The following is a 14197-nucleotide window of genomic DNA, read 5'->3' as shown; positions in this document are numbered from 1 at the left end:
TTTATGGATGGACAAGTTTATGTTACCAAAAGCTAAGTATAGAAAAGATTATAAGAAACCCGATTTTACGATTAGTGATATTTTTCTTGAATTTCGTTTAGACCCAGAACAGACCAAGGTGACAGCGAAAACATTGGTACATAAATTAAACCCAGAAGCAACCAGCTTACGCCTTGATGGCCACAGTTTTCAATTCGCATCGATTAAATTAAATAATCAAGATTTCACCAATTACCAACAAGACAATGAAAGTTTAACCCTAGATGTTGCAGATGTAACAGCAGATAAATTTGAATTAGAAATTGTTACCCTATTATCTCCAGCACATAACACGTCATTACAAGGACTTTATCAATCAGGTGATGCACTTTGTACTCAATGTGAGGCAGAAGGTTTCCGTCAAATTACCTATATGCTTGATCGTCCAGATGTGTTAGCACGTTATACCACACGTATTATTGCAGATAAGAGTAAATACCCATTCTTACTTTCTAATGGGAATCGTGTTCGCCAAGGCGAATTAGATAATGGTTATCACTGGATTGAGTGGCAAGATCCGTTTCCAAAACCAAGCTATTTATTTGCATTAGTCGCAGGTGATTTTGATCTATTACGTGATACGTTTATTACGAAAAGTGGTCGAGAAGTTGCCTTAGAATTGTATGTTGATAAAGGCAATTTAAACCGTGCTGATTGGGCGATGGCAAGTTTGAAAAAATCAATGAAATGGGATGAACAACGCTTTGATCTTGAATACGATTTAGATATTTATATGATCGTTGCGGTTGATTTCTTCAATATGGGAGCGATGGAGAATAAAGGCTTAAATATTTTTAACTCTAAATTTGTGTTAGCTAACCCACAAACTGCAACTGATACAGATTATCTTGATGTCGAGCGTGTGATTGCTCATGAATATTTCCATAACTGGACTGGAAACCGTGTTACTTGTCGTGACTGGTTTCAACTTAGTCTAAAAGAAGGATTGACCGTTTTCCGTGATCAAGAATTTTCTTCTGACACAGGCTCACGTACTGTCAATCGTATTAATAATGTGAAGTTTTTACGTGCAGTGCAATTTGCTGAAGATGCTAGCCCAATGGCGCATCCAATTCGCCCAGAAAAAGTGATTGAAATGAATAACTTCTATACCGTGACTGTCTATGAAAAAGGGGCAGAAGTGATTCGTATGATTCATACCCTATTGGGTGAAGAAAAATTCCAAGCAGGGATGAAGCTATATATTGCAGAAAATGATGGTACTGCAGCGACTTGTGAGGATTTTGTTTCTGCAATGGAACGTGCGTCAGGAATTGATTTAACCCAATTCCGCCGTTGGTATAGCCAATCAGGCACGCCAGAATTGACTATCACAGATGAATATGATGCAAATACCTTAACCTATCGTTTGCATGTATCACAAATGACCCCACCGACAATGGATCAAATGGAAAAAGTGAATTTGCATATTCCATTACGTATCGCATTGTATAGTGAAGCAGGCGAAAAATTACCGTTAAATTTACAAGGTCAAGCATTAACTAATGATGTGCTAAATGTTACTCAATATGAACAAACATTTGAGTTCTCACCAGTCTATCAACGACCAGTGCCAGCATTGCTAGAAGAGTTTTCTGCGCCAGTGAAATTAGATTTTCCATATAGTAATGCGCAGTTAATTACCTTGATGAAGTTTGCAGAAAATGGCTTTGTGCGTTGGGATGCAGTACAAATGTTATTAGCAAATGAATTACGTCAAAATTTACAACGTTATCAGCAACATCAAGAATTACAGTTATCACCTGAATTTATTCAAGCGCTGTATCACTTATTAGAAAATTACCAACAAGATATTGAATTAACTGCATTAATTTTTACTTTGCCAAAAGAAACCGAGTTTGCAGAACTATTTAAAACGATTGATCCTGTCGGTATTCGTGCGGTACGTAGTTTTATGCAAAAAACAATTGCACAAACCCTGAAAGACAGCTTCCTCCGCTTATATAATCATACGCAAACAGAACAGTATCAGGTTGATCGTGAAAGTATTGCATTACGCAGTTTTAACAATGTTTGTCTTAGTTATCTTGCTTTCACCGATTTTGGTAATACTTTAGTCGCGAAGCATTATACACACGCTAATAATATGACAGATACGTTAGCCGCATTAAGTTTGGCGGCTCAAGCACAATTACCTTGCCGAGATGATCTCTTAGTGGATTTTGAACAGAAATGGCAACATGATGGCTTGGTGATGGATAAATGGTTTGCAATTCAAGCGACCCGACCAGATGATAATGTGTTGGATTTAGTAATTAATTTAATGGAACACCCAAGTTTCAACTTTAATAATCCAAACCGATTACGTGCATTAGTAGGAAGTTTCTGTGCACATAATCTAAATGCATTCCATATGATTGATGGTTCTGGTTATCGTTTCTTAGTGGATATTTTGATTCGTTTAAATAGTTCAAATCCTCAAATTGCAGCACGTTTAATCGAACCATTAATTCGTTTTGCCCGTTATGATAATCAGCGTCAAACTTTAATGAAACGTGGTTTAGAACGCTTACGAGAAGTGGAAAATCTTTCTAAAGATTTATTTGAAAAAATCGAGAAAGCATTACAGTAATAGGGAAAAGAGATACCAGATTGGTATCTCTTTTTTTATAAGATTATTTTATTAAACATTACAGTCATCTATCCAGAGAGGTAAACGAGTATGTATTCATTAATTCGTAAAGGATTATTTTCACTTGATGCGGAAACTGCCCACGAATTAACAATCCAAATTTTAGGGAAAGTTGGTAGAAGCCCAGCCAAATGCTTAATAGAAAAATATTTGCATACAGTGGGTACACCGAAGCAGTGTATGGGGATCACTTTTAAAAATCCGATTGGATTAGCGGCGGGGGCAGATAAAAATGCAGAAGCGATAGATGGATTTGGTGCATTAGGTTTTGGCTTTATTGAAGTAGGCACTGTTACACCTTTACTACAGCCGGGAAATCCAAAACCGCGTCAATTTCGTTTGCTATCGGCAGAGGGGATTATTAATCGGAATGGCTTTAATAATGAAGGTGTTGATAAGGTTATTGAAAATATTAAGAAATCTCGTTATGACGGCACATTAGGCATCAATATTGGTAAAAATACTTTTACTCCAGTCGAAAAAGGGAAAGAGGATTACCTACTTTGTTTAGATAAAGTTTATACCTATGCAGACTATATTACAGTGAATATCTCTTCGCCAAATTCACCGGGATTACGCCAGCTACAATATGGTGAATTATTAGAAGATTTACTGACTGGAATCAAAGAGAAACAACACCAATTAGCGGAGAAGCATAATAAATATGTGCCAATTGCGTTAAAAATAGCCCCAGATCTAACAGAAGCAGAATTAGTAGCGATTGCAGATAGCCTACGCCGTCATCAATTTGATGGCGTAATTGCAACCAATACGACTTTATCTCGTGACAATGTCACAGGATTACCGAATGCAGAACAACAAGGTGGGTTAAGTGGTAAGCCGTTACAGGAATTAAGTACCAAAATTATTGCCCGCTTATATCAAGAGCTAAAAGGGGAGATCCCGATTATTGGCAGTGGTGGTATTGATAGTGTTGCAAGTGCACAACAGAAAATCGCTGCTGGTGCAGAATTATTACAACTCTATTCTGGTCTGATCTATCACGGTCCAAAACTAATCCAAGACTTAGTAAGTCAGATTAAGTAAAAAGAGGGGAAATTACCCCTCTTGTCATCTTATTTAAATAAAATAGGCACAACAAAAATAGTTGCGAGCATTACCAATATGGTAAAAGGAATGCCTACTTTTAAGAAATCACTAAATTTATAACCACCAGGACCAAGAACCATCGTATTGACAGGAGAGGCGACAGGCGTCATAAAGGCAGCAGAAGCAGAAATGGCAATGGTAATCACAAAAGGAACTGGAGATATATCGAGCTTAGCAGCCATAGCGACAGCAATTGGTGCCATTAAAATAGCGGTGGCGGTGTTTGAGATAAATGAGCTAATAATCGCACACAGAATAAATAAGCTGGCTAAAATCGCATGGATACCCCAACCACCAACGAATTGTAATAGCGCATCAACGGCGAGATTAATTCCACCTGTTTTAGTTAATGCTGTTGCAAAAGGCATCATTCCAACAATTAAAATGAGGCTTGGCCAATGGATGGCGTTATAGGCGCTTTTTGCATCAATACAACGGAATTTTGCTAATAAAATACAGGTAATTAAAGCCGCAATTACGTTAGAAACAACGCCCGAAACCATTAACCCTACCATAATGGCAACGGAAAAGAGTGCATGCGGAGCTTGGCTAAGCGCAGGTGCTACTTGCTCAATTTCAGCAGGTGAATTTAATAAAAAGAAATCCTGATTTTTACTTTGTAATGCTTGAATTTGTTTCCATTCACCAATCACGACATATTGATCGCCAACAGTAAATTCAACTTCAGCGATATCGGTTTGTAGCAAGGTATGTCCTCGTTTCACGCCAGCAATGGTTAAACCATATTTATTTTGGAAGCGAATTTCACGCACCATTTTACCAAGTAAAGCACTTTCAGGAATCGGTGAAATTTCTGCCATACCTACACTTTTCGCTTTCTCACTAAAGTATTGGCCTCTTACTTCAATTGGCTTTAGATGATGTTGCTGACAAAAATCGAGCCAATCTAATTCTGTATTGGTCACATCAAACAACAAAATATCTTTAGCTCTTAATTCAGTGAGTGCAGATGGTGTTACGACAATGCGTCTGATACGACGCCAGCGCTCAATCGCAATAATCAAAATATGATAACGAGAGTGGAGATGTAATTCATCTAAGGTTTTACCAATAAATGGAGAATCAGGCAATACAATAACTTGGCGTGCGCGCGTAGAAAGTTGATAACTTTCAATTAAATCATTCATCGAAGTACGATTATAGTTCTGTTTGAGATCTTCAGGATTTCCACTATCTAATAGATGGCGTGCAACTAGTAGATAAATAATACCCAGTCCTAAAATCATTATGCCAATTGGGGTAAAAGAGAAAAAACTTAATGCTGGCCATCCTGCTTTTACTAATTCAGCATTAGCAATTAAATTAGGTGGCGTTGCAATTAAGGTCATCATGCCACTAATTAGCCCTGCAATACTTAATGGCATCATCAGCTGTTTTGGAGAAATTTGCATACGACGGCAAATAGCAAGCACCACAGGGATAAAGATTGCAACAATTCCAGTGGAGCTCATAAACGCTCCAAGTCCACATACAGCTAACATCAATAAAATTAAAACTTTAACTTCATTATTATTAGCGATACGCAACAGCCAATCACTTACCTGATAAGCAATACCAGTGCGTAATAGCGCTTCACCCACAATAAATAGTAGTGCAATCAACACCACATTTGGATCGCTAAATCCAGCAAGAATTTCAGGGACGGTTAAAATACCAGTAAGACTAAAAACGACTAATACTAATAAAGCAACGACATCCATTCGGATTTTGTTAGCAATAAACAGCCAAATTGCTGCAATTAGTAATAATAGGACAATGAAAAGTTGTGGATTGATTTGCGCAGGGAGCCATTCCATCGGAAACACAATAATTCTCCAAAATGAGTAAGAATAAGTAAGTTATCCTACCACAAAATGGGTAATTGAAGGGATTAAGTCATCAAAAGAACTTAATGCTGTTTATTAATTGATAATGGCACTAAATATGGCAAAAATTTTATAAAAAATTTATAAAAAAGTGATTTTTTCATCACATTATTCGGTTTTTTAGCATATAATCAGACAGTTAGAAAATTTTATTATTTATTTTTGAGGGAATGGATTAATGTTATTCAATAATATGTGTAAATGGCGTTATGATGCGGTGCGTGATTGCCTTACCGCTGTTCTGCCAAATGATACACTGGTTGAAACAACATTAACAAAACAGGTATTAAATGGAGATGGTTTAACGACAAGTCAATTCTTATTAGCTGATCTTGATAAAGTTGCGCTGTTTTTAGATCTCTTAGAACCTTTACAATTCTCAGAAGAAATTTGCCAGCGATTGGCGTATAGTGCGATTGCCTGCCAACATTTCTTATTACCAAAGCAACCACAAAACTGGTTTTTCCGAATTGTAGATGATCAACAAATTGTTACAGAGCCTTGTTTAGCTCGTTGTTTTATTAACGCGATGGAATCTTGGGCAAACGTACTAGTTGCAAATATTGAAGATAATATTGCTGAGGTGATTTTGCTCGAACAACAAGTCGTTTTACCACCAACTACCTATTATTTTGGTCATCCATTCCGAATTCATCTTAATCGACTTGAAGCTTTAATGATTGAAGTCGAAGTGCCTGAAATGATATTTAAACAATACGCTTAATTAACGATATAACACTAATGCGATTATCTGAACTCTCTACTACAAGATTAGATCTTCATACCCATAGTAGCGCTTCTGATGGTGTATTAACGCCAACAGAATTGATTTTACGTGCGAAAGAACAGCAGTTAGAGGTATTAGCCCTCACTGATCATGATACGATAGATGGGATTGCTGAAGCTCGACGTGCTGCGCAGCAACAGCAAATTACATTAATTAGCGGTGTAGAAATTTCAACGTTATGGCAAGAAAAAACAATCCATATTGTTGGCTTAGATTTTGATGAAACACACCCAGCCATGACAGCATTATTAGCGGAACAAGCCCGTTTGCGTCATGCAAGAGCAGTAGAAATTGGTGAGAAATTTAAAAAGTTTGGTTTACCCAATGCATTCGCTGAAGCACAAGCCTTAACCACAGGAGAAGTCACCCGTGCACATTATGCACGTTATTTGGTGAATATTGGTTTGGTTAGTAATGAAGGACAAGCGTTTAAACGTTATTTATCTCAAGGGAAGCCTTGCCATGTTAAGGCAAATTGGTGTGATATTCCTACGGCAATTAAGGTTATCCATCAAGCTGGTGGCGTGGCGGTAGTGGCACATCCAATGCGTTATCAAATGACAAATAATAAAATTCATTCTTTGATTATGGATTTTAAACAATGGCAAGGAGATGCCGTAGAAATTGCTGGTGGAGTTGATCATAATCAGCAAAAAATGTTGATTAAATGGTTAGAAGAGCTGGATTTATTAGCATCAGTAGGATCAGATTTCCATTATCCCTGTGGCTGGATTGAGTTAGGACGGAATTTAACGATTCCAGAAACAGTGAAAGCCGTTTGGCGTCAAGTAAATTAATTCTGTTACTTAGACTTATTCTGTGAAGAAATGCGTTATATAATAAGCCGTTTTGTTGTAATAACAAAGGAGATGTATTATGAGTCAATTCTTCTATATTCACCCAGATAATCCACAACAACGTTTGATAAATCAAGCTGTTGAGATTTTACGTAATGGTGGAGTGATTATTTATCCAACCGATTCTGGGTATGCATTGGGGTGTATGATTGGCGACAAACATGCGATGGATCGAATTATTCGTATTCGTCAGCTACCAGAAGGGCATAATTTTACATTAGTGTGTAGCGATTTATCTGAATTATCGAATTACTCTTTAGTGACTAATAGCGTTTATCGTTTAATTAAGAATAATACACCAGGTCGTTATACATTTATTTTGACTGCCACGAAGGAATTACCAAGACGATTAATGACCTCAAAGCGTAAAACAATAGGGATTCGTGTGCCAGATAATAATATTGCATTGGCTTTATTAAATACTTTAGGTGAGCCGATTTTATCTTGCTCATTAATGGTACCAGGCGAGGAGTATTTTACGCTTTCTGATCCAGAGGAAATTCGTAATTTATTAGAAAACCAAGTAGATTTAATTATTCATGGGGGTTATTTAGGTCAAGATCCAACAACTGTGGTGGATTTAACTGTGGAACCGCCAGTTATTTTACGTGAGGGGAGTGGTAGCACTGCACCTTTCATTTAAGTTTTGATTATTTTGATGCAGACGTCTGAGAAGACGACAAGAGGATTTATGCAACTAGCAAAAACAAAAACGACCCAAGAAAATCAAACCAAACCAGCGAAAATTGTTGGCGAAAAATTGCAGAAAGTATTAGCAAGAACAGGATTAGGCTCTCGCCGTGAGATTGAGACGATTATTGCCGCTGGACGTGTTAGTGTTGATGGCGTGATTGCGACTTTGGGAGAACGTGTTGAAGTAAAAACAGATACAAAGATTCGTGTAGATGGACAATTGGTATCATTGATCCCAGTACGCAAAGAAATTTGCCGAGTTCTTATGTATTATAAGCCTGAAGGAGAGTTATGTACTCGTCATGATCCAGAGGGGCGAGCTACTGTATTTGAACGTTTACCTAAAATTAGCAATGGACGCTGGATTGCAGTGGGGCGTTTAGATATTAATACATCAGGATTATTGCTATTTACCACAGATGGTGAATTAGCAAATCGCTTAATGCACCCAAGTAAGGAAGTCGAGCGTGAATATTCTGTACGGGTTTTTGGTGATGTAACAGAAAAAATGTTAGCGCAATTACGCAAAGGCGTACAGTTAGAGGATGGACCTGCGAGTTTCAAAAAAATTACACCACAAGGTGGGCAAGGTATGAATCAATGGTTCTCGGTTACTTTAACTGAGGGACGTAATCGTGAAGTGCGTCGCTTATGGGAGTCACAAGGGATTCAAGTTAGCCGCTTAATTCGTACTCGTTATGGCAATATTGAACTGATGCGTGGTTTACCTCGTGGTGGTTGGGAAGAACTACCATTAGATAAAGTGAATTATTTACGCCAATTAGTGGGTTTACAATTAGAAACAGAAAGTAAATTAGATATCAAAAATCCACGTAAATTTAAATCAAATCAAATTCGTAAAGCTGTAAAACAACATGCGTTGAGAAAAAAACGTTATCAACAACGCTAATTCAATAAGGAGAGGGAAGCAATGAAGTTACAACAACTGCGTTATATTGTTGAAATTGCAAATCATAATTTGAATATTACCGATGCGGCAAAGTCGCTTTATACTTCCCAGCCTGGTATTAGTAAGCAAGTTAAATTGCTCGAAGATGAGTTAGGATTACCCATTTTTGAACGTAACGGCAAACATATTCAATGTTTAACTTCAACTGGGGAAAAGATTGTGGCGATTGCTCGTGAGTTACTGGTAAAAGAGCAGAGTATCAAAGCAATTGCTGATGAACATAAACGCCCAGATGTGGGAACATTACGTATTGCAACCACAAATACTCAAGCACGCTATAAATTGCCTGAGGTGGTGAAACAATTCGTCAAACGTTATCCAGATGTGAGTTTGCATATTCATCAAGGATCACCACAACAAATTTATGAGCTATTGTTATCAGGTGAAATTGATTTAGCGATTATTACTGAAGCACAATATCTGTTTGAAGATGCGATTTTATTGCCTTGTTATATGTGGAATCGTTCGGTAATTGTGAAAAAAGATCATCCACTCGCACAAGTTGATGAATTAACTATTGAAGAATTAGGTAAATATCCATTAGTGACTTATATTTTTGGCTTTACAGGACGTTCTGATTTAGATGAAGCCTTTAGTCGAGAAGGGATTTTACCTAATACGGTATTTACAGCAACAGATGCTGACGTAATTAAAACCTATGTACGACTAGGACTTGGCGTAGGAATTATGGCATCAATGGCTTATGCTGAAAGTGATAGTGATTTAGTGGCTATTGATGCAAGCCATTTATTTAAAGCAAGTATGACGCAAATTGCATTTAAGAAAGGGGCTTTTTTACGGCGTTATACATATGATTTTATCCAATTATTTGCACCACATTTAACTCGCCCACAGGTTGAGCAAGCAGAGCAAATACGTGATAACAATGCAATTCGTAAGATGTTTGATGATGTACATTTAGATTATTTATAATCGGTTTATTACGTATTTTTGCTATATCGACAGTATAAAATGGTTAAAAATGAAGCAAGGGAGTCTAACTCCCTTCATTTGATAGCAATTTTCCTCCATTTTCCCGTCTAAAATTTATGATCTAGATCTCAAAAAAAAATTATTTTTCTTGTTCTAAAGACGACATAAGAGTAAATTACACAGCATAATGAAGTCTAACTTCTTTTTTATTAAGTTTACTGGAGTTTATATGTCAAATTTAGATCAACAACATATTCTTGAAGTGATTAAGCACGGCTTAATTGCTTCTTGCCAACCTGTTGATGATGGTCCAATGGATCACCCAGAAATTGTCGCTGCGATGGCACAAGCCTCTGTGATTGGTGGTGCAGCAGGATTACGAATTGAAGGTGTTGATAATTTAAAAGCAACCCGTAGAGTGGTTAATGTACCTATTATTGGGATTGTAAAACGCGATTTACCAGATAGCCCAGTACGGATTACCCCATTTTTAGACGATGTTGAAGCGTTAGCCGCAGCAGGAGCAGATATTATTGCTTTTGATGGTACTTTCCGTAACCGCCCGACCAGTATTGAAGAAACAGTAAAACGAATTAAAGAATTAGGATTACTTTCGATGGCGGATTGTTCTACCTTTGAAGAAGGAATGTTTTGTCAAAAATTAGGGGTAGATCTGATTGGAAGTACTATGTCAGGCTATACTGGTGGTCCAGTACCAGCAGAACCGGATTATCAATTAGTCATTGATTTAGCGAAAGCAGGTTGTCGAGTGATGGCTGAAGGACGTTACAATACGCCTGAATTAGCGAAAAAAGCGATTGAGATCGGCGCGCATTCCGTTACAGTTGGTTCTGCATTAACACGTTTAGAGCATATTGTGAGCTGGTTTGCTAATACAGTGAAATCTGCCAATCAATAATAAGGAAAGGATATGCAAGTTCTTGCGTTAGATATTGGCGGTACAAAAATTGCAGCAGCTTTAGTAAAAGAGGGCAAAGTCGTACAGCGTCAGCAAATTGTTACTCCACAACAAAATGCCGCTGAGGGAATGCATCAAGCATTGGCACACGTTGTAAAACAGTATCAAGGACAATTTGATTGTGTGGCAGTAGCTTCGACAGGCATTATTAATAATGGTGTATTAACAGCATTAAATCCAAAAAACTTAGGTGGTTTAGCTGAATTTCCATTAAAAGAGAGCATTGCTCGTCATACTGATAAACCAATAGGTCTATTAAATGATGTTCAAGCAGCTGCTTGTGCAGAATATAAAGAACAGGACATTAATCAAGTAGAAAATTTTGTATTTATCACCGTTTCTACTGGCGTGGGTGGTGGTATTATTCTACAACGTCAATTATTAACAGAACCTAATGGTGTTGCAGGGCATATTGGTCACACATTAGCGGATCCAAATGGGCCTGTGTGTGGTTGTGGACGTCGTGGTTGTGTAGAAGCGATTGCATCTGGGCGTGCGATTGAAGCTGCTGCCAGTGTGTGGGAAAACTCATGTTCACCGAAAGAAGTATTTGAGCGTTTCCGTCAGCAGGATCCATTAGCGAGTGAGGTTGTACACCGTTCTGCGAAAACCATTGCCAATTTAATTGCGGATCTAGTGATCGGGTTAGATATTCAAAAAGTGGTTATTGGTGGTAGTGTTGGGTTAGCAGATGGATATCTACCATTAGTACAAACCTATTTACAGCAACAACCTAGATTCTATCAATGCCAAGTTGAACGTGCTTTCCATGGACAAGATGCAGGTTTAATTGGCGCTGCATGGTGGGTTGAACAAAATCAAGAAAAATTAAAATAAGGATAACAGAATATGTTTATTGGTGATTTAACAAAACAAGATTATAAATTAGGCTTACCAAAGGCGATTGGTGATGCATTAGATTATCTTCAAACCATTGACCTAGCTGGATTAGAAACTGGTCGTCATGATATTACCGATCAAGTTTATATGAACGTTATGGAACTAGATACTTGCGCAGCAGAAAGTAAAAAAGCAGAAATTCATCGTAAGTATTTAGATATCCAAGTTTTGATCAGTGGAAAAGAAGCGATTCAATGTAGTCCAGTTTATCCAGATCTTTCACTTTATACTGAATATGATGAACAAGACGATTATCAATTAACACCAGATATTGAAGCTAAAAATGAAGTCGTTTTGCGTCCAAAAATGTTTGCTATCTTTTTCCCATATGAGCCGCATAAACCATGCTGCAATGTCGATCAACAAGTGCAACATCTTAAAAAATTAGTGCTAAAAGTCCCTGTGGGTTTACTTTAATCCTGTAAGGAGGTCGGAATGTCAGAAAGCGGTAAAATCCTAGATACCATTGGTGCTTTGCAAAATAGTTTAACTAAAACAGAAAAACGAATTGCATCCGCAATATTGGCATCTCCAAATTTACTTAGCCAATCATCATTATCAGAAGTTTCTGCACAATTAAATGTTGGCGAAGCTACCTTTATTCGTTTCTGTCGCACACTTGGGTTTAAAGGTTATACCGATTTTAAACTTGAATTAGCGATTGAGTTAGCAACTCAAGAAAAACAAAATCAAACATTATTAGATACAGATGTTTCTGCTGAAGATAGTGCATTGGAAATTGCAAAAAAATTGCAAACTGCATTAGTAAATGTTGTGGGAGAAACAATTAATCTATTAGATTTTGAACAGCTAGAACGTGTGGTAGATGAATTACAACAAGCAAAACGTATTTTCTTATTTGGTGTAGGTTCATCAGGGATTACGGCTGAAGACGTGAAACATAAATTGATGCGTATTGGGTTACAAGTGGATGCAACAACCAATAACCATTTTATGTATATGCAAGCGTCATTAATGAAGAAAGGGGATGTCGTGATTGGTATTAGCCATTCTGGTTATTCCGAAGAAATTATTCGTACTTTGAAGATTGCACAAAAGAACGAAGCGAAAACAATTGCATTAACGCACAATTTGCGTTCGCCTATTACCGAAGTGGCAGACTATGTATTAATCAATGGTAATCGCCAAGGACAGATGCAAGGCGATTCTATTGGTACCAAAATAGCGCAACTGTTCGTGATGGATTTAATTTATGCATTGTTAGTGCGTAAGGAAGAACAAAGTGCAATTCAGGCGAAGCAAAAAACAATTAATGTAATTTTAGAACAACGAATCAAATAACTCTCTTGTCATAAGGAAAGGAAACAACATGAAAAACTTAAAAGGTATCATTAGTGCATTATTAGTGTCATTCAATGCAGATGGCTCAATTAATGAAAAAGGTTTGCGTGAAATTATTCGCTATAACATCGATAAAATGAAAATTGATGGTTTATATGTGGGTGGTAGTACCGGCGAAAACTTTATGCTTTCTACTGAAGAGAAAAAAGAGATCTTCCGTATCGCAAAAGATGAAGCTAAAGACCAAGTTGCATTAATTGCACAAGTAGGTAGCGTTAATCTACATGAATCTGTGGAATTGGGTAAATATGCTACTGAATTAGGCTATGACTGCTTGTCAGCGGTAACTCCGTTCTACTATAAATTCAGCTTTGCTGAAATTAAGAACTACTATGACACCATTATTGCAGAAACTGGTAACAATATGATTGTTTACTCAATTCCATTCTTAACTGGTGTTAATATTGGTGTAGAACAATTTGGTGAACTTTACAAAAATCCAAAAGTAATTGGTGTGAAATTTACCGCAGGTGATTTCTACTTATTAGAACGTGTAAAAAAAGCGTATCCAGATCACCTTATTTGGGCTGGTTTTGATGAAATGATGCTTTCTGCTGCGGTATTAGGTGTGGACGGAGCAATTGGTAGTACCTTTAACGTTAATGGTGTACGTGCAAGACAAATTTTTGAATATGCACAACAAGGTAAGATTGCGGAAGCACGTGTAATTCAACACGTTACAAACGATTTAATTGAAGGTATTTTATCAAATGGTTTATACCTCACTATCAAAGAATTGCTCAAATTAGATGGTGTGGATGCAGGTTATTGTCGTGAACCAATGACAAAAGAGTTAACGCCAGAAAAAGTTGCATTTGCAAAAGAATTAAAAGCAAAATACCTTTCTTAATTCTGTTATTTAGATGCTATTTGATGAAGATGAAACTCACCATTATTGGTGAGTTTCTTTTTACTCTTAAAAAGGAAAAGTAAACATAATTTTATGCTAAGCGAGGTATTTTATATTGAGAGTATCCGGAAATAACTAATTTTATACGGCTATTGACCGTATATTTTGTTTGTATAAT

13 protein-coding genes are annotated in these 14197 nt (G+C 37.1%); 12 read left to right on the top strand and 1 reads right to left on the bottom strand.

All coding sequences use genetic code 11. The features are described from left to right. Positions 1-19 precede the first annotated feature (19 nt). Both pepN and pyrD read left to right on the top strand, forming a co-directional pair. Positions 20-2632, top strand: coding sequence for an aminopeptidase N (gene pepN / locus QV06_RS02225; RefSeq protein ID WP_065236752.1), 2613 nt, complete (start codon positions 20-22; stop codon positions 2630-2632). A 90-nt stretch (positions 2633-2722) separates the two neighbouring features. Continuing rightward, positions 2723-3739 (top strand): quinone-dependent dihydroorotate dehydrogenase, encoded by a 1017-nt coding sequence (pyrD, locus tag QV06_RS02220; protein WP_065236751.1) that lies wholly within the window; start codon positions 2723-2725, stop codon positions 3737-3739. A 29-nt stretch (positions 3740-3768) separates the two neighbouring features. Here the strand turns inward: pyrD and QV06_RS02215 are convergent, their stop codons facing one another. Then, a complete protein-coding gene (locus tag QV06_RS02215) occupies positions 3769-5619 on the bottom strand; it encodes an SLC13 family permease (RefSeq protein WP_065236795.1) in 1851 nt (616 codons plus the stop codon). Positions 5620-5866: 247 nt separating this feature from the next. Between QV06_RS02215 and QV06_RS02210 the strand changes: the two genes are divergently transcribed. The 10 genes from QV06_RS02210 to nanA all read left to right on the top strand — a co-directional run bounded on the left by QV06_RS02210 (position 5867) and on the right by nanA (position 14019). Beyond that, a complete protein-coding gene (locus tag QV06_RS02210) occupies positions 5867-6412 on the top strand; it encodes a cell division protein ZapC domain-containing protein (protein ID WP_065236750.1) in 546 nt (181 codons plus the stop codon). A gap of 17 nt (positions 6413-6429) precedes the next feature. Beyond that, complete coding sequence (locus QV06_RS02205) at positions 6430-7272, top strand: PHP domain-containing protein (protein ID WP_065236749.1); 843 nt, start codon at positions 6430-6432, stop codon at positions 7270-7272. Positions 7273-7351: 79 nt separating this feature from the next. Beyond that, a complete protein-coding gene (locus QV06_RS02200; protein WP_065234796.1) occupies positions 7352-7975 on the top strand; it encodes an L-threonylcarbamoyladenylate synthase in 624 nt (207 codons plus the stop codon). 48 nt (positions 7976-8023) lie between these two features. Continuing rightward, on the top strand, positions 8024-8935 hold the full coding sequence (rluB, locus tag QV06_RS02195; RefSeq protein WP_065236748.1) for a 23S rRNA pseudouridine(2605) synthase RluB: 912 nt from the start codon (positions 8024-8026) through the stop codon (positions 8933-8935). Between the two features lie 21 nt (positions 8936-8956). Next, positions 8957-9928, top strand: coding sequence for an HTH-type transcriptional regulator CysB (cysB, locus tag QV06_RS02190; protein WP_065236747.1), 972 nt, complete (start codon positions 8957-8959; stop codon positions 9926-9928). A gap of 229 nt (positions 9929-10157) precedes the next feature. Continuing rightward, entirely contained in the window at positions 10158-10847 is a 690-nt protein-coding gene (locus QV06_RS02185; RefSeq protein ID WP_065236746.1) for an N-acetylmannosamine-6-phosphate 2-epimerase, read from the top strand. A gap of 12 nt (positions 10848-10859) precedes the next feature. Then, positions 10860-11744 carry an N-acetylmannosamine kinase gene (locus tag QV06_RS02180; protein WP_065236745.1) on the top strand — a complete coding sequence of 295 codons (885 nt, stop codon included), beginning with the start codon at positions 10860-10862 and terminating at the stop codon, positions 11742-11744. A gap of 12 nt (positions 11745-11756) precedes the next feature. Continuing rightward, a complete protein-coding gene (gene nanQ / locus QV06_RS02175) occupies positions 11757-12224 on the top strand; it encodes an N-acetylneuraminate anomerase (protein WP_065236744.1) in 468 nt (155 codons plus the stop codon). 18 nt (positions 12225-12242) lie between these two features. Further along, complete coding sequence (locus tag QV06_RS02170) at positions 12243-13109, top strand: MurR/RpiR family transcriptional regulator (RefSeq protein ID WP_065234802.1); 867 nt, start codon at positions 12243-12245, stop codon at positions 13107-13109. 28 nt (positions 13110-13137) lie between these two features. Next, on the top strand, positions 13138-14019 hold the full coding sequence (nanA, locus tag QV06_RS02165) for an N-acetylneuraminate lyase (protein WP_065236743.1): 882 nt from the start codon (positions 13138-13140) through the stop codon (positions 14017-14019). Positions 14020-14197: the final 178 nt, after the last annotated feature.

Source organism: Gallibacterium genomosp. 3 (assembly GCF_001678475.1).
GTDB classification, from domain to species: Bacteria; Pseudomonadota; Gammaproteobacteria; order Enterobacterales; family Pasteurellaceae; genus Gallibacterium; species Gallibacterium faecale.
Note: the sequence above shows the minus strand (reverse complement) of the source record. Positions and strands in the feature narration are given on the sequence as shown.